19 protein-coding genes and 1 pseudogene are annotated in these 17,003 nt (G+C 41.2%); 6 read left to right on the top strand and 14 right to left on the bottom strand.

Going from position 1 to position 17,003, the window contains the following annotated elements; all coding sequences use genetic code 11:
* Nucleotides 1–178: 178 nt before the first annotated feature.
* Complete coding sequence (locus GC097_RS14515) at nt 179–856, bottom strand: class I SAM-dependent methyltransferase (protein ID WP_171684018.1); 678 nt, start codon at nt 854–856, stop codon at nt 179–181.
* Nucleotides 857–1,232: 376 nt separating this feature from the next.
* Between GC097_RS14515 and GC097_RS14510 the strand changes: the two genes are divergently transcribed.
* Nucleotides 1,233–1,865, top strand: coding sequence for a hypothetical protein (locus GC097_RS14510; protein ID WP_171684017.1), 633 nt, complete (start codon nt 1,233–1,235; stop codon nt 1,863–1,865).
* A gap of 80 nt (nt 1,866–1,945) precedes the next feature.
* On the opposite strand, the gene GC097_RS14505 is transcribed toward GC097_RS14510, so the two are convergent.
* Nucleotides 1,946–3,736 carry an extracellular catalytic domain type 1 short-chain-length polyhydroxyalkanoate depolymerase gene (locus GC097_RS14505; protein WP_171684016.1) on the bottom strand — a complete coding sequence of 597 codons (1,791 nt, stop codon included), beginning with the start codon at nt 3,734–3,736 and terminating at the stop codon, nt 1,946–1,948.
* 380 nt (nt 3,737–4,116) lie between these two features.
* Nucleotides 4,117–4,416 (bottom strand): hypothetical protein, encoded by a 300-nt coding sequence (locus GC097_RS14500; RefSeq protein ID WP_171684015.1) that lies wholly within the window; start codon nt 4,414–4,416, stop codon nt 4,117–4,119.
* A gap of 157 nt (nt 4,417–4,573) precedes the next feature.
* Between GC097_RS14500 and GC097_RS14495 the strand changes: the two genes are divergently transcribed.
* Nucleotides 4,574–5,314, top strand: a complete 741-nt coding sequence (locus tag GC097_RS14495; protein WP_171684014.1) for a stalk domain-containing protein — start codon at nt 4,574–4,576, stop codon at nt 5,312–5,314.
* A gap of 17 nt (nt 5,315–5,331) precedes the next feature.
* Nucleotides 5,332–6,114: an NPCBM/NEW2 domain-containing protein gene (locus GC097_RS14490; RefSeq protein WP_171684013.1), complete on the top strand. Its 783-nt coding sequence runs from the start codon at nt 5,332–5,334 to the stop codon at nt 6,112–6,114.
* A gap of 104 nt (nt 6,115–6,218) precedes the next feature.
* Here the strand turns inward: GC097_RS14490 and GC097_RS14485 are convergent, their stop codons facing one another.
* Nucleotides 6,219–6,518, bottom strand: a complete 300-nt coding sequence (locus tag GC097_RS14485; protein WP_216625774.1) for a spore coat protein — start codon at nt 6,516–6,518, stop codon at nt 6,219–6,221.
* A gap of 149 nt (nt 6,519–6,667) precedes the next feature.
* Between GC097_RS14485 and GC097_RS14480 the strand changes: the two genes are divergently transcribed.
* A complete protein-coding gene (locus GC097_RS14480; RefSeq protein WP_216625773.1) occupies nt 6,668–7,642 on the top strand; it encodes an alpha/beta fold hydrolase in 975 nt (324 codons plus the stop codon).
* A gap of 96 nt (nt 7,643–7,738) precedes the next feature.
* Here GC097_RS14480 and GC097_RS14475 read toward each other — a convergent pair whose 3' ends face one another.
* Nucleotides 7,739–8,419 carry a TetR/AcrR family transcriptional regulator gene (locus GC097_RS14475; RefSeq protein WP_171684012.1) on the bottom strand — a complete coding sequence of 227 codons (681 nt, stop codon included), beginning with the start codon at nt 8,417–8,419 and terminating at the stop codon, nt 7,739–7,741.
* 137 nt (nt 8,420–8,556) lie between these two features.
* On the opposite strand from GC097_RS14475, the pseudogene GC097_RS14470 reads away from it, so the two are divergent.
* Nucleotides 8,557–9,856, top strand: a pseudogene (locus tag GC097_RS14470) (MATE family efflux transporter).
* 216 nt (nt 9,857–10,072) lie between these two features.
* On the opposite strand, the gene GC097_RS14465 reads toward GC097_RS14470, so the two are convergent.
* Nucleotides 10,073–10,792, bottom strand: a complete 720-nt coding sequence (locus GC097_RS14465) for an SDR family NAD(P)-dependent oxidoreductase (RefSeq protein ID WP_171684011.1) — start codon at nt 10,790–10,792, stop codon at nt 10,073–10,075.
* A 641-nt stretch (nt 10,793–11,433) separates the two neighbouring features.
* Between GC097_RS14465 and GC097_RS14460 the strand changes: the two genes are divergently transcribed.
* Nucleotides 11,434–11,676 carry a polya polymerase gene (locus tag GC097_RS14460; RefSeq protein ID WP_171684010.1) on the top strand — a complete coding sequence of 81 codons (243 nt, stop codon included), beginning with the start codon at nt 11,434–11,436 and terminating at the stop codon, nt 11,674–11,676.
* A 197-nt stretch (nt 11,677–11,873) separates the two neighbouring features.
* Here GC097_RS14460 and GC097_RS14455 read toward each other — a convergent pair whose 3' ends face one another.
* The 8 genes from GC097_RS14455 to GC097_RS14420 all read right to left on the bottom strand — a co-directional run bounded on the left by GC097_RS14455 (nt 11,874) and on the right by GC097_RS14420 (nt 16,720).
* Nucleotides 11,874–12,413, bottom strand: a complete 540-nt coding sequence (locus tag GC097_RS14455; protein WP_171684009.1) for a hypothetical protein — start codon at nt 12,411–12,413, stop codon at nt 11,874–11,876.
* 155 nt (nt 12,414–12,568) lie between these two features.
* Nucleotides 12,569–12,889, bottom strand: coding sequence for a hypothetical protein (locus GC097_RS14450; RefSeq protein ID WP_171684008.1), 321 nt, complete (start codon nt 12,887–12,889; stop codon nt 12,569–12,571).
* A 176-nt stretch (nt 12,890–13,065) separates the two neighbouring features.
* Nucleotides 13,066–13,503 (bottom strand): hypothetical protein, encoded by a 438-nt coding sequence (locus tag GC097_RS14445; RefSeq protein ID WP_171684007.1) that lies wholly within the window; start codon nt 13,501–13,503, stop codon nt 13,066–13,068.
* Nucleotides 13,504–13,582: 79 nt separating this feature from the next.
* Nucleotides 13,583–13,825, bottom strand: coding sequence for a hypothetical protein (locus GC097_RS14440; RefSeq protein WP_171684006.1), 243 nt, complete (start codon nt 13,823–13,825; stop codon nt 13,583–13,585).
* A 142-nt stretch (nt 13,826–13,967) separates the two neighbouring features.
* Nucleotides 13,968–14,534: a suppressor of fused domain protein gene (locus GC097_RS14435; RefSeq protein ID WP_171684005.1), complete on the bottom strand. Its 567-nt coding sequence runs from the start codon at nt 14,532–14,534 to the stop codon at nt 13,968–13,970.
* A gap of 177 nt (nt 14,535–14,711) precedes the next feature.
* Entirely contained in the window at nt 14,712–14,978 is a 267-nt protein-coding gene (locus tag GC097_RS14430; RefSeq protein ID WP_171684004.1) for a hypothetical protein, read from the bottom strand.
* Between the two features lie 317 nt (nt 14,979–15,295).
* Nucleotides 15,296–15,922: a hypothetical protein gene (locus tag GC097_RS14425; protein ID WP_171684003.1), complete on the bottom strand. Its 627-nt coding sequence runs from the start codon at nt 15,920–15,922 to the stop codon at nt 15,296–15,298.
* A 360-nt stretch (nt 15,923–16,282) separates the two neighbouring features.
* Nucleotides 16,283–16,720 carry a DUF3888 domain-containing protein gene (locus GC097_RS14420; protein ID WP_171684002.1) on the bottom strand — a complete coding sequence of 146 codons (438 nt, stop codon included), beginning with the start codon at nt 16,718–16,720 and terminating at the stop codon, nt 16,283–16,285.
* Nucleotides 16,721–17,003: the final 283 nt, after the last annotated feature.

Raw genomic sequence — 17,003 nt, 5'->3', positions numbered from 1 at the left:
TTCCAAATAATCCCTTTTTAGAGGTAGACGACCGATAACGTGATAAGTTACGCGCTGTATTTTGAAGGTTTTGTTAAGACATGTTAAAATTTACTTTAGCCGTAACTTTGTCCGTAACAATCAACCCCTGTTTTATGTTCTCGTTCTGCGTTAGCGCAATCTTGTTTCCATCAACTTCTTAAGGTTTAATTGCTTTCCATATGTATTTGTGTTCTTTTACTCCAAGTTTACCTTCAATAACATTTTCTCTAATCTTTTCTTCAAGTTCATTTATTAGTTCTGGTGAAGTGTAATCGGGATTACCAGGTATATCTGATAAGAATTTCGCAAACTCCATCTCATTAGGGAAGTAATAAATTGCTTCATTTAATTCCTCGATTTCTATATCTTTAAATCTATTTTTAAATAAACGCTCTTTTACAGCATCTATGCTAGTATGAATTCCAAAAATAACCCCGCCAGAGGTTAATAATCTACTGTGATTAATAATAGAAGTTGGTCCTCTTCGGTCATAAATCAAGTCAAATTCCTCGTCATCAAAAGGCATTTGTGTTTTTGTTGTAGCATAGATAAAATTTACATTTTGGACGTTACTAGAACTTAATAATGTTTGTGCAATACTAATTAGTTCCTGAGAATTATCAAATCCTGTTATTTGACGAGCATAACTAGACATCCTTAACGTGAATTCCCCATGACCACATCCAGCATCCATAACCGATTTAAAGTTAGGCAACATAGTCATCAAGCGTTCTTCAAAAACCTCTTCAGCGGATTTCCCCTCGACTGTAAATACAGCTCTGCTTTTATAACCACCATTTCTTCTAGCTATCATATCGTACCATTCGATTCCCATGCTTTACCTCCAGTTCAATTATTTTGAGGTGCTGAACAGCTTAACAAAGACTATTTTTATTTTAGAACATCCTTCCATTAAGTGGAATTTATTTTTTCCCCAAACTCAACTCAGGGTTGTCTTCAGCCCTCGCCACATGCTATTGTTGGAACAAATCTAGAAAAATGAAGCAACCTAAACTATTTCATCCAATAAGGAGTAACTTGTGAACAATTCGAGATTATCGCAACTGTTACTTACAAAATTCAATCGCTTTCATATTCTTCTTCTTATTACCTTTGTATTGCTTGTTTCATTAATTAGTTATTATCAAAACGATTTTAAATTTCCCCGTAATTATCATTATGAAAAACAGAAAGCCTCAAACGGCGTCATCTTGCATACAATTCGGACTACCCCGGATAATATCCGACTTCAGGCAATTGATACGAATGTAACGAAAACTCCCTACTACGGCATTAACGGGGGATTCTTCTGGGAAGGAGCTCTGTTAAGCATTGCGGTTATTAACGATCAACCTCTAAAAGGATTGCCTGGTGATTACGGTTCTGGATGGTACAACACTGGCGTTGACACTAACTTAAAACGTGGAACACTCGTTTGGGATGACATCACTAAACGGTTCTCGATTCAAGTAGTCACGAATGCTGGAGAGTTGACTGTAACAGATAAGCACCATTATTGGGCTCAGGGAGGTGTCAGTATGAGGCTTAACGATAGCTTTGGTTGGGAGAATGATATGATTTCTGAGGAGATGCCTGCTTATGACGAAAGTCGTATGCGTACGGCAATTGTATATGATAATCTTGAGAACATGTATATGATTGTTACACCTACATACTGTACGATAGCAGAGTTCCGAACAGCCATTCTAGAAACGTTAGGCGACCGAAGAATAGTAGACGGTATCTATTTGGACGGAGATGGTTCCTCCCAAATGCAGTGTCGCTATGTCCGGTTGAATGGCGATCACCGCCAAGTCTATCAGATGCTAGCTCTAATCCAATAAATTAATAAAATAATGAAGTAGCGGAGCCACAGGATTCATTGGCTCCGCTATTTCTTTAGAGAGGCTGTTAGTCGTCCTATCTAATAATTTACAATAAGCTGAGGCGCATAAGTACTATCCTCTCCGCCATAAATCTCCAAAACATCGGAAGTGATGTCCGCAGGCGTGGACGCTTTAAGCCGAAGCTGCGTTCTTCCTGTTTTATTAATGTAAGTAAAGGCGCTGGAAGGCAAGCTTACTTCTGTATAAGCGTTGTTGGAAGCTGGTACGGCAATCGTCGCGATGCCTGTCGCTGAAGCAGCTGCTCCATAGTCGCCTTGCTCCAACCCGCTGACGCTGCCAAAGAATCCATTTTTAATATCGAGACTAATGCTGTTTACTGTTCCTGAAAGCGATTTGCGGTAAATTCGCAATTTGACGCTAGAGATCGTTGCGGTACTCGGCAGAAGACTGGTATCAAATGAGAGAATGGTTCTGTAGGTATCAACGTTCGTCATCCCTTTATCGCCAATCTTATGAACGGTGGTGCTTAATCCATCAGCTAAAAGTTGGCCAGCAAAGCCATCTTCAGCTGCAATGGATGCCAAAGTAGATGAGTTTCCTGCCGAGTTAATCGTATAGGTTTGTGAACGGATGGTCTCCACGTTTCCTGCCGTATCCACACTGAAGTACTTCAACGTGGCAGAAGCGTTAATCGTGATGGGACCTGAGTAGATGGTAGAACTTGTAGTAGGTGTACTGCCGTCTAGAGTATAGTAGGTTGTTGCCGATTCATTAGCAGATAGTGTAACGGTGACCGGTGCGTTGAATGTACTTCCAGCCGGTGAGGCAGAGGTTACAGGAGGTGTCGTATCACCGCCACCACCACCGTTGCCGCCTCCAGTGCCATTCATTGGATGGGCCATAAAGAAATCATAGGACAGTTGAGAAGCATTCGGTCCTTGAGGATCGGTATACGAACCTGAGCTGCTGCCACCGGACCAAGCATGCCCCATAGAGGTGACTGCATACTTTTGCATAACGATGTTGCCTGTGGTACTGTCCTTGTAGTTGTACACCGTATAGCTGCGTCCTCCTGATACCGTGCCATTTTGGGTAGAGTCTGGTTGATCGGTGATGTTATTGTTATCTATGCCGTCAGACGCCATATCGTTCGTTTGTGCCCATTGGGTGATGACTTGGTTCCCGTTGACAGGATACACGATGTAATCCGACGTACCGTGGAATACGATGACCGGAACGATTCTTTTGTTGCTTCCCATTGCGGAATAAGCAGCATTGCCTTGAGAAACCGGATCGGGTCCGCCATTGATCATTGCGGTGTTGGCCGCAGTCAAGGTCGTAGCGGATTTATACTCCAAGCCTGAGCTGACGTTAATAGCGGCGAATATATCCGGATAAGTAACGCCCAATATAACGGACATCGCCGCTCCCGCAGATAACCCCGCCACATATACACGATTGCTGTCAATGGAATACTGACTCTTCACTTGATTAACCATATCCGCAATAAGCGCAGGTTCTCCGCTGCCACGAGACTGATGGGCCGGGTCATACCAGTTCCAACATTTGTTTTGATTCGCGGACGACGGTTGATCCGGATAAATGACGATAAAATTTTTGGATTCGGCTAACGTGTTCATCTGAGTTCCGGCAGCAAATTGGTCCGGATCTTGTGTACATCCATGCATCATAACGATCATTGGGACGGCAGTCCCCTTTTGATAACCGCCAGGAACGTATATTTTATAAGTTCTACTATTGTAAGTTTGTGATGTAAAGCTCCCTGCTGCTTGGGCTGCCGGCATGATGGACATGAATAGGGCCGCCATAAGGGCGCAAACCAGCCATCTGTAAACCATTTTTTTCATCATAAACTCCTCCGCTTCAAATGGTGTGTATCCGCTTTCATTTTGGGGCAACAAAAAATATCAACAATAGTTTGACCAATGTTTTGAGTTGACATCATCTCCCTACGGTCTATTGTAAAATGCATAGAAGAAAAGCGTTCTTCAACAACAAGTTACCATGACTAAGTTACTAATGAGTTACAAGGGGATTGCAAGGCGTCCGAGAAAGTTTAAACTCTTTTATGAAAGAAAAAGGGAACAGCTGCCTGCCGCGGCGATCTGCTCCCTGGTTATTTGCGCTAGCGTCCCCGTTAGCTCATTATCTTGAAGTTCCGCCTGAGCATCCTTATTTTCTACACATCGAAGAAATTCCTCAATTTGATCTTTTCTCACACAAAAAATTATTTAGGTTTAAGTTTATTCTCTAAAACAAAGAAGTGGTTGAAAATTCCTAAAACGCGTATTTCATTGTTCTGTTCTCCAAAAATCCATGTTGATGCTGTCATGAAAAATGGTAAGGTAAGGATACGTTCAGTCATCAAATCGAGGTTTGTATGCATACATCCATTACTTTTACTTTCACAATTCAATCCGTGTACTGTTTTAAGATATGCATGGTATTCTTCTGAGCTTGGTCTCGTAGCAGCCATAATAATTAGTATTGCAACAATAGGTCCGACGATATATATTTTCTTCTTCATGTAATCCCCCCTTTAATTGATTAGACAACACATCAGGCAAGAAAGTTCCTTTTATTGGTAAAGTCGGGAAGTTTAATAAAGATTTGCTAAAGTAACAGACAACTTATGCTAATCCCTGTTAATATACTCATATATTCTTACAAAAGCAGGAGGAATTATGAGAAAACCGTCAACTTTAGTACTTTCAGGGTTATTTATCTTCAGTTTTTCGACAGCCGTGTATGCCTCAACGAACTCTAAAGAGGTCACTGCCTATGTGAACAAAGGGATCAAATTTATGTTAAAAGGGGAAGCTTGGGCGCCTTATGATGCCAATGGAATCAAACAGGATGCGATTACCTATGAGGGCAGCACGTATTTGCCGCTTCGTTCCGTAGCAGAGGTTACAGGATTGAAAGTCGATTGGGATGACGCGACCAAAACGATTGTCATGTTGAAGAAAGAAACGATCAGAGAATTTGAATTGCTATCCAGTCGGAAGATAAGTCCCTTTCGAGACTCAGACCTTTCGACTGCAATGAAAATTGTTCAATCGCCTTTCATGATGTTTAATAAAACCTATTCATCCGGCCTTCAATTCTCACTCAGTCCATACACCACGTACGCTCCCGATAGGGAGAATTGGTTGAAAAATACGGAGATTGATTTAGGCGGACAATTCAGGAAATTAGAAGCGATTGTCGGTGTTGACGACAGCTCGGCTACGGATAGCAGCTATAGTACAGTTGTTATATCAAGTATGTGGGGTACGCTAAACCAGTATAGGATTAAACCGGGAGATAAACCGCGAACTGTTTTTATAGATGTTACAAATGTAGATAAGCTTTTTGTATCCTTTAGCAATGGTGCGAACTCGCCACAAAAAATCAATCTGCTCGATGCCAAACTTTATCGATAACACAGGAGGAACATGCAATGAAAAAAATATTAATTTGTGCTAGCCTCCTAATTGCGAGTGTTAGTACGGCCGTTGCAGCACAATCAAGTTTGGAAGAAATTAAAGGATATTTGAACAGTGATATTCGATTTACTTTAAATGCAGCACCGTGGACACCGAAGAGCGCGGATGGCCAAGTGCAGAGCCCTCTAATTGTTGACGGTTCTACCTATTTGCCCATACGTGCAGTGGCTGAAGCCGTTGGTTTAGAAGTAGGTTGGCTTGAACAAGAACAAACCGTTGAGCTTAAGAGAAAAGGAACTGCCAATGATCCATCTGTTCCCTATAAGGACGCTTCTCAGAATAGTCCTGATATCTTAGCCGATTTTGATTTTACTCAGAGATCAAGCGATCCCAATGGGCCTTATATCTATATGAATGAATCTATCGTCGGGGAATCTCTTCGCGTAGGCACAAGAACAGCTATTCACGGCCTAAGCAGTACTGTTCATGTGCGCGACGGAGAAGCGCCGACAGAAGCATCCATTGAATTCAATATACAAGGTGCTTATAAGAAATTAACTGGGTTTGTTGGGATGCATAAACGCATTAGTAAGTATCAAGATGGAGAAGTCGGTATCCTTCAAGTCTTTGGAGATACTAAGCTCTTAGCAACTTTTCAAGTGAAAGATGAGCAAGATGCGCAAGATATTACGGTGCCCATTGCACAAGTTGAGAAACTTAAGCTCGTGTTTACAATGGAAAAAGGTAAGGGGAGCGTAGCTACCATAGACTTCGGTAATGCACTTGTTTCAAAATAAAAAAGGGAGCAGATGCCGGGTGGCAAACTGCTCCTACTCATTATTTCTGGGGTCCGAAGAAGGCCATTGATATGAATGCCGTCTCAGGGGAGGTCTGCATTATTCTAGCGCTTAGCTTTGTGCACATGACGATGTTTTTTATTTGTACTTTTTTTATTCGTACTTAAAATACCAACACCTGGTGCACCAAAACCAGCGCCAGGGAAAAAACCTAATCCTGAACCTGGAAAACCAAGTCCAAGTCCCGGAGCGAAACCCACTCCCGAGCCTGGAAAACCTACACCCAAACCAAAACCTGGCGCGCCAAAACCGGCGCCGGGAAAAAAGCCAAGCCCTGAACCTGGGAGACCAAGTCCAAGCCCTGGAGCGAAACCTGCTCCCGAACCTGGGAATCCTATAGCCATATGTCATTCCTCCTCAATGATGTAATGGAAATATTATATGGAATAGAAATGCCGGCTGATTGTATATTTGCCCTTTGGGTGAATTTATAAAGCCTTTAAAACATCATGTTCCAGTAATAGAAATATGAATTAAGAGAGGTGATGACAAAATGACTTCTCCGTTTATTCCTCCAGATGATTGGCGCAGTTTTTCCACCGCGGTTATGGCGTCTAATCAATCGGCTGCGCCGGCCTATGAAGCGAACTTAAAATTTTTTCCCGGCTTTAGGCAACAATTTATTCGCACAAGTGGAGCAATCATTAACACCCTTGTCGGCGGCTCGGGTCCCCCGTTGCTTCTGCTGCATGGTCATCCCGAAACACACATTGCTTGGCACAAAGTTGCCGGAACGCTTGCAAAACAGTTTACCGTGGTTATCACTGATCTACGGGGTTACGGTGACTCTAGCAAACCGGGAGGGGGCCTAGACCATATTCGTTATTCGAAAAGAGAGATGGGACTCGATCAAATACAAGTGATGAACACCCTTGGATTCAAACAATTCCAAGCAGTGGGTCATGACCGAGGCGGACGGGTTCTTTTTCAGATGATGTTAGATCATCCTTATTCCGTGGAGAAAGCTGTTGTCCTTGACATTGCTCCTACCACAGAAATGTACGCTCACACCAATCAGGAATTTGCCACTAAATATTTCTGGTGGTTTTTTCATATTCAGCCCGCCCCATTACCTGAGTGCATGATAAACGCTACGCCCGCTCTTTATTTGGCAAATCATCTTTCTGCTCAAAGTAAAACACCGGGAGCGGTAACACCAGAAGCCTATGCCGAATATTTGCGTTGTTATCGAAATCCTTCTTGCGTACACGCCGTTTGCGAGGATTATCGTGCCTCGGTTACCATTGATGTTACTATTGCAAAAGAGCAATACGGACTAAAGGCGCAGCAACCCCTGCTCGTCCTATGGGGACAAAAGGGAACCGTCGGACAATTATTTGACGTTCTTGACCTATGGCGAAAGTATGCAGCTAATTATACGGGATACTCGCTACCGTGCGGTCACCTCATACCGGAGGAGGACCCGCTCGGTCTACTAAATGCACTCTACCATTTTCTGCGTGTTTAAGCTTTTTGAGACATAGCTCAATGAGGCCACCCAATTAATCCCGTGGCGGCCTCATTAATATGCTTTCTGTACTATCGTCCTAGCGTTTTTTAAACCCTATTTCTCCTGCTCCTTTATCACCTGCTCAATCCCCAGCAGAATCAGCTTCAAGCCGAACTCAAACGCCCCATCGGACCCCATCAGATCGAATAGCCCGCTCTTGTGCATCCTTCGGAACAGTCCCGCTTCCGACTCGCTCATGGAATCCAGAAGGCGAATCATCTCCTCACCCGGAATCACTCCCTGCTCCTTAAGGATAGCGGAGACATTACGCTCATGCTGATAAACGTCTAGAACAAAGTAGAAGATATAGTTCACAAGCGTAGTAACCACTTGCATTTTCTGCTCTTGCTCAAGCGGCGTCGATTCCACACATACCAGCATACGGTTGGTGAACCGGATAATGTCTGGTTCGTGGGGCAGCGTCATCATCATGAGCTGCGTGGAGCAGGGATACCGGCCGAGCACACTCCGTACCGTTACCGCGAGTCCTGTCAGCTGCTCCTTCCAGTCCCCGTCGGAGTGGAACTCGTCCAGAATCGTTTTTGATACCTGGTTAGCTAGTCGCTGGTAGAGATTTTGCTTGCTCTTGAAGTACCAGTACAGAGAGGGAGCCTGAATCCCCAGCCGGTCGGCCAATCGTCTCAAGCTGAATTTCTCGATGCCCTCCTCCCCCAAAAGTTCCCACGAGGTTTCCAAAATCTTATCCTCCGAAATCTGAGGCTGCTGCTTTTTCATCGGTATCCATCCTTTTATCTAACAGTGTAAGTTTGTTCTTTACAGTTTCATAAGTTCATGATATCATCTAACACTGTAAGGTTCAATCTAACACCGTTAGATTAGTCCGAAAATACATGATGAAAGTGGTGACCCGCATGGATGCAGAAAACCTTCATTATTTTGAAAAAGCACCGATCGCAAAAGCCGTAGCTCACTTCGCTGTACCGATGATGCTAGGCATGTCAATGAGTGTCATCTATTCCATCTTGAATGCCTATTTCCTTGGTACACTGGACAATACGGCTATGTTAACCGCACTCGCATTAACCTTGCCGTTATTCTCGATCATTATGGCGCTGGGCAATTTGATTGGCATGGGTAGCGGCACATTTATCTCCCGTTTACTAGGCGAGAAAAAATATGATGATGTAAAGCATGTGTCTTCATTCGCCTTTTACAGCAGTTTGCTTCTCGGTCTTATCGTGATAGCCCTTGGTCTCCCGTTGATCGATCCAATCGTTCATGGCCTTGGGGCAACGCCTGACTCTTTCGGATTCACGAAGGACTATGAACATCGTGCGCTCAGAGGGTTCGGCAATCACGTCGATGATCGGTATGATTCTCAGTGTTGTTGTCAATATTATTCTTGATGCGCTAGTCATCTTCGTTTTCCATTGGGACGTGATCGGCGTTGCCTCTGCTACGGTTATCTCTAACTTGGTTGCGAGTGCATTCTACGCCTTCCATTTGGGCTATAAGAGCCAATTCTTAACCGTCTCCATAAAATGGTTCAAGATGACCAAGGACATTCTCAGCAATGTTTTCAAAATCGGAGTTCCCGTCTTTATTATGAGTATCTTCTTAGGTGCAATGTCTCTCGTCTTGAACCACTTTCTTGTCGAATATGGGGATCAGGCCGTAGCCGGGTTCGGAATTTCATCACGTTTACTGCAATTTCCTGAGTTTATTCTGATGGGTTTATGCGAGGGCGTCGTGCCGTTGATTGCCTACTCTTTTACAGCGAATAAATTGCGCATGAAGCATACCATTGGATTCACAACCAAAGCGATTGTGGGGTTAGCAGTCGTGTTCGGTGTCATCGTCTATCTGACTTCCGACCACCTCATTGGTTTATTTACGAATGACCCTCAACTAATTGAAATGGGCAGCTACATTCTTCATGTAACGTTCTTATCCCTGTTCATTTCAGGAACGACCACATTGTTTACGGGGATCTTCCAAGCGACAGCGCAAGGAACCGCCGCCTTTATTATGTCCGTTATTCAAGGAATTACTCTGATTCCTGTGTTGTATATCACCAATCGAATGAACGGCTTCCACGGGGTGGTCTGGTCGCTCGTCATTGCGGATGCCGTCGCGTTCCTTGTTGGCGCCATCATGCTGTATGTTCTGCGGACCAAATTGCAGCCGGATATAGAAAGTTTAGTGCACTAGAAAATATATAGCACGCAAGAAGGCAGGATGAGAGCATTCCTCGATCCTGCTTTTTTTAGTGTTGCTCGACAAGTATTCACTTACAGATACAAAGCGAACCCGTATTCCCCTTTTTGTTCCATTATCTATATAAAAAAAGAGAGCAAACGCCGGCTGCAGCGGTTCGCTCCTTATTTTGAACTAATGTTATCCGTTAACTTAATTAAACATAATTGACTATGCATTCGCATCAAACATTGCTGGGATATTTATTTCTTTTACACAAGAAGCTTTGGAAAGGCTTATGACGCATTTAACTAATGAAACGATATCTTGAAGGGGGATTTGTGTATAATTGTAGGCTGACAAGACTTTTTCAATTCCATCCTCTAAAGGAACTTGCGTAGCAATTTCACCAGGGTTTATACAAGTTACACCGATTCCAAACTTTTTAACATGTTCCCTTATGGAATTGGCAATACCTCGCAAACCGAACTTAGACGCTACAAATGAAACTTGTGTAAAATCATTATTCTCAAGTCCTGCAGTAGAACCAATTAAAACAATTTTTGCGTTAGCCGACTTTTTTAAATTCGGTATAAGCTTTTGTATACATGTAATTGCGGCAATTACATTCACATTTATGATTCTTGAAATTTCATCTGGGTCATCTTTCTCAAAATCATAGTCTTCTCTAAATCCGTTGCTCTCCCATATCCCTGCATTAAATATTAATACGTCTATGATGTGGCCATTTATTGTATTCGCAATCAGATTGTATGCATCAGTTTTCGATAAATCAGCTTCTATCCAATATCTATTGATTCCATCGTTAATGTTTAAACTAGTAGGATAACTCCTAGAAACTATCCATACATTATCACCGATTTCTGGCAATCTTTTAACAAAGGCATCACCTAATCCTTTGCTCGCTCCAATAATAATAAAATTCTTCATGGAAGTTGTTTTTTCCTTTCATTTTTTGATTCAAATATTATACCATACCTTTGCAATTATCCTGCCCTTTAGTTGAGCGCCGCCGCGTGAGTCTAATACTTTATTTTCTCAGTCTAAAACTTTATTTTCAGTACACACAGTCAGTCGTCAATCTCCTTGTCTAATGACACAAATTTCCCCACATTAACTATATCTATCCTAAGTTAGTACCAATTTCAGCTAGTTCCTGCGTACTTGGTTTCATTGGACTTCTCCTCTAGAATACTTTAACTAGTGTAGAAACGACCATTATTAATTATTCTTGTATTTGATTAAACTTTCCTGTTCTTTTAAAGAAATTCCTTTAAATGATGGTTGGCTACATGGACAGCTATTGTATGATTTTGTGGCTGCCGCCTGTAGTTAAGCGTGAAGACTTATAAAAAATTTGATATTTGATTGAATAAATCAACAGGGAACGGATGTTTAAGTGTGCTGGTTCTTGATAAAACTAGTCGTATGCGTCTGCTTACAAAAATGAACGGCAGGCTTGTTCGAAGAAGGTTATTCACTCCTTTTTACAGAAATATAAAAAGTCAGATCCGCATCGAGCCAACCATTTTCCAAACCTCATGCGAAGGAGTGACAGAAGGAGTGACAGGATGAAAATTTATCATTTGAAAAATGTAGAAGGTTTTCTTGAAGTTTTGGACCAGTGCAAAGGGACAGTTGAACTCGTCAGCAAGGACGGGGACCGATTAAATTTAAAGTCAAAATTGAGTCAGTACGTGGGGTTAAGCAAGTTATTTAAAGAAGCCAGAAATCTGGATTTAGAACTTGAAATCTTCGCGCACGAGCCGGAAGATGCCGATCGGTTATTTCATTTTCTGATGGAAGGCGTCTAAGAACGTGTGATTCCATGTTATTCAGCTTTTAAAGAACGCTAATCACTTGGAGATCCAAGCGTTAGCGTTTTTTTGTTACGGGAATTTTGAGAACTACCCCTCTATTGCTTGACAAATAGATGACTTTCAAGTCAATTAAGAAAAGGATAAAATCGCTATACAATACTTTAATAGGCTATCGTTCCCAGTTAGTTTAATTATCGTTTTCCGTACTGGTTTCGTCTTAATATCACTAATAACGTAATAATAACAAACGAAACAACCTTAATATAATTAAGAATTTCATTCTTTTTTTTCAATTCAGCTATTTCTTCAAGGTCATAACTAGCAAGCGATAATTCTTTTGTTCCACCGCACCAGGTATCTGTCGCTAATTCTCCTTGTTCATACTTATATAAGTAATTCTTCTTCGTTGTTTTATAAGCATACACAAGATACTCTTTACCATTTAAAAATTCACTACCAGCGGTAGTTACAATCGTAACATTTTCTCTGTTATCGCCTTTCAATGCAGATTTGACTTCAAATGTTACCCTGCTTTTTGGATTAATTGAACCTACGTTCTCATATGTTGTCTCTTTGACTTTGCCAATATAGACCGAATCGTGTCTTTTAAATAATTCTTTTGGTTCATCACTTTCAGAACATACCAATGCGAAGCTTTTATTCGGTGAAATAATAAGAAATATGTATAATAACAACACCACAAAAATGCAAAATGTTTTAACTAATTCCACCCCTTCTCAGCTTTGTTTAATATATTACCACTATCTTATCACACTCTACTACCCGTTAGCGGGGAAAAGGCAGCCGTTTAATGTCGGCTGCCTTCATTAGTGATTTATTAAGCTATAGTTCCCAGTTAGTTCAATGGTTTTAAAAGATACATATACTAACTATCGAATTTACCGAAAACATCGTGAAGCAGTTTATACTGTAATTTATTGAATTCTTTTATTAACTCCTCAGCATTATTAGAGTATGTACTCTGTATATAGAACCTGCTGCAAGTATAAAAAAGGGCAAATACCATTTCTTTTGAAACCATCTTCTCATCATGAATGGATTCCTTGTATACATCTAAAGTTGAATGAAGTTCTTCAATTAATGAGTAGTCAATTAAAGCATTCCCATTACCAGCTTGATTCCCCCTTAACTTCACTGAAAGGTCGATACAAATTTTTTTTATCTTCTTCTCTAAGTTTGTTTCCACATTACCCCTCCACTCGTGATTAAATGTATATTGTTATATTACCATGTTTTGGAAGTTATCTACCCTTATTTCAATGAAAAAGCAGCCGATCATTCTGGCCGGCTGCTCCAATGTTAGTATTCCACCAACGTTCTCTCGTTATCGTAATCCCCAACCGTTCCTAGATAGTTCAATAATCAGAGAGTACGTTTACTAAAGTCATCCCAATAATGGTTACAAATTGTTTTTAAGCCTTCAAGTGAAATCAAGTTCCACTCGGAGTCATAAACGTAAATTTCACTTGCCTTAACGTAAAGATATCCGAAACATTGGCCTCCGTTGATACTGCAAAATATCTTTACCTTATCCTCACTAATGTGTGTCTTTAGAATTTCAATATCAAATTCGTTTAGTTCATCAAACTCTCGAATTATCTCACTCGTGTCAACGTCTTCTAAGTACAACTCAGCAGGATAAATAAGCTTTATGATGATGCCTCTAAAATGAGGCTTAATTCGTTCTGCAAGAAATATTATGTCGATTGTACATTCGATCCCATCAGCGGTACTCTTGATGTCTCCTACACCGCCATCGTGGAAAATACTGAAAAGCAATTCTTGATTTTCTAAGTTCAAAGTACTACCTCCAGTAACTCGACTGATGACCTATTCACGCGCCAGCTGCCTTCATGTCGTGATTGGATTAAAGTTTCCGTTAGTTCAGTAATGATAAATTATTTAGCCAATTGATGCTCTTTATAATGTTAATTGGAAGACGTCCAGAACTGTCGTCCTCTTCTTGAATATAAATGTAATCTTTTTCAAGAGGATCATTCCAGTCATGAATATACGCGATTAAAGTTTGAGAATTAGTTAGTTCTATACACACCAGTGGGTCAAAACCTAATTCATCATCATATTTCCAGGAAAAAAACAATTCAATTTCATCAGGTGCCATCTTACTAACCTCCATAGTCAGACATTTCTTATTTCGAACTTTCCTGCCCGTTACTTGAATAAGCTGCCGAGTATGCCGGCAGCTTATTCAAGTGATGTGCTATCGTAATCCGTTATAAAACTGTTAGTTGGTCGTACCCAATCTATAAATTTTCTTTTAAAGCAAGATTTATTCTATCAACTTTATATAAATCAAATCCGGGAGTAAACCAAAATTGTTTTATTCCCACTTCCTGAATTAATTCAACTTCTTCGATATAGATCGGATACATCCCAGTTAAAAATATTGACCTACCGTTTGTTTGAATTTCTATACTATCTTTATCGAGTATTGATGGGGAAAAAACTAAGAATCCTGACATTTTAGATTCCACACTTATAGGTTCTTCAAAGGTGAAAAAATCCCCATATGAAAATCTTTTTATGCCTCTTCTTTCAGAGGCAAGATATGCTATAGCCTCACCCCAAGTGGGATCACTTGCTTCAAGACTTAATATTAATTCCGGTTTTCCCCCTAACCATTCGGGATGCTCACCTTCAGAAAGCCCATACGTAATAAAAGTTTGCATTCCTTTCTCAGGAATATCCTTATATGTGAATAAATATATAGGTTTTCCATTATCCTTGGCATCGAACTTACTGATTTTGTAATCCGTACCAAAGATCTCTTCAATGTGCTCTAAGAATATTTCAACATTTGCTTTGATCATTTTTCCTCCTAAGATACATTCAACTACGCTTCTCACTAAAGTCTTATTTACGAGATATTATTCGTAAACCCAATATCAAAATCCTTCCAGTTAACACAACGCGGCTGCCATTTCTTACTGGCAGCCGCGTCTATATTGTTTATGAAACTATAGTTCTTACGTTAGTAAAGCAAACAATTAGCTTTGAATAAGCATATCAAGATAATCTACTGCTTCATCAAATGTGTCAAAAGCTACATCGTGACTGTTCATAGAAATATCGTTAGAGAGAATATTCTTTCTGTTTGTTAAACCTACTCCTACGCCAGGTACTATTTGTATTTCAAAATAATTTAACTTACCGTCATTCAAACTTAACCAAAAAGTAACTCCTGATTTTTCATAGTATATATCCCAACCTACAAATCTATTTATTAATAGCTCTTTGATTTTATCATAATCCACGAATTCACCTTCTTTAAGGGTTTAAATATCAAAGACATTTATACTCCTCATAAAAATACTATTCGATTCTTTAAAGTATTCTGTAAGCAGTTCAAATACCCTTGTTTCAATTAAAGTTGTTTTAACTCTTCTGCCTTTTAGTCCAACAGGGCATCTTATTAAATTTAATGATTTCATAGTATGCTTCTATCCAGGTATTTCAATGTTTCTTCGAGTGGTAGTGTTATGGCTTCCATGCGTAGCACGTATCCATGGAGCAACAATAAAGAGGAATAACAAAAAGGAAGCAAAGCAGAGTCTGCCTTGCTTCCTTTTTGTTATTCGAGCCGCTCCAATCGATCTGCGCGGATCCAGCTCATTTCTTCGATACCGAGAATGGTTTTGAAGTCCTCCACCATGGCGTGCCGGCGCTCGAGCTGGGCGATGGTCTCCGCATCAAACAGGTGCCGAAGCTGCTCCATCTCCGCGGTGCCGAGCTCGAAGAGCCCAAAGGCACCCACATCCAGCTGCCTCAGCATCGCCTGGACCCGGTCGATCCCACTTCGTTGCTGGTCCATTTCCATCATCATGGACTCCTTGAAGATATCGGAATCGGGGCTGATATATAGTAGTTCGACGGCATCCTGATCCGGAAATTTGTCCCGGACATAATTCATGAGATCGACTTCCTCTTGCTCGTACGAAAAGTCGAATGCAGAAACGGCTTCGCCTTGATGAAGAAGGGTGAATCCCCAGCCATGGTCCTCAAAATTGTAGAAGTACAGCACCGGCAGATGCTGCGAGATCGCCGCCACATCTGCCGGAACCATCTCGCTGACGCCCGTCCCTGAGGTGAAAAATACGGTCCACTGCTCATTCAGCTCTTTGACAAGCAGGGGATTGTGCTGTTGGACTGCGCCGCGATATGGATTTCGAATAAGGCTTCCTGCGGTGAATTCACTCATGATTTGTTCCTCCCTAATTTCAATACTAAGGAAGTTCGCTGACCTACATAAATTTTCCTGCCAATGGGGAGAGGCAGAGATAAAGAGAGAGATCAACTCCCGTTCAGGAGCTGCTCTCTCTCTTCGTCGGTCGACAAGTAGATGTACACAATCATCCATTCATATCCTAATTGTAAATTTGATGGGCCGCTCGGGGTAATCTCTCGTCAGCATCCGCTCGTAGAACGTCCGCTCGTTTTCATTTTGTTCACCAAATCTCGTAATTCTTAACAATAGGGGTGCTGCCCGTTACTTGAGAAGAGGCAACCAATCCACCTGGACTGGCTGCCTCTTCATGTTGTTATTAAGCTATAATATCCGTTACTTCAATAGATCTTGGTAATATTTGGGGAAGTCGTCCTTATTCGGTCCTCTAAGATGTTCAAAATTTTTCAGTTCGACCCCAGCAGCTGAGATCCTATATGTAAAAACATCTTCACCGATTGGAATGTGAGGGCCAACTGTTGGGCGCGCATCAAGTGTAATTAAAAAATCAAAGCCACGGAAACCATTGACCCTTTCGGTGTGCGTCACATCAACAAAATAAGGATAAATATCTGGGGAGCCCGGTGCTGAAAGTACACCTGAATATACCCCAGCAAGCTTCTCTCGCATTTGGGGTAGTAAAAGCAAAACCAGCATATCTTGAAGTTGCAGCTCCCTTGAGTCCTCAATTGGCTTCTCACCAAGTGCATTACAAAAAGTGGTTTGTGTTCCGACCATTGAAAGTAGGATGACAAAGAAAATTAAAACCTTCAAGATAATTTCCCCTTCCTATACCTAAATCCACCAATCACAATTAATTTGTCCAGGTAAGGGAAGTGTATTCATTTGCGTAATCTGCCCTTTAGCTTAATGAGGCCGCCCGATCTATCCCGAGGCGGCCTCATTATGTTTGTGTTGAGCTATCGTTCTCCGTTAGAGCTTAATGGATAGCTGATTAAAGTTCACATAAAAATCATTACAATATATGATACGGCAAATGTGGGAATGAGTATTGTCTATCGCTGTCTTTGATTTTTACCATGACTGGGAATATTTG

Origin of the sequence: Paenibacillus planticolens, from assembly GCF_013141725.1 — a bacterium.
Taxonomy (GTDB): Bacteria; Bacillota; Bacilli; order Paenibacillales; family NBRC-103111; genus Paenibacillus_E; species Paenibacillus_E planticolens.
This window is presented reverse-complemented; position numbering and strand designations above follow the sequence as displayed.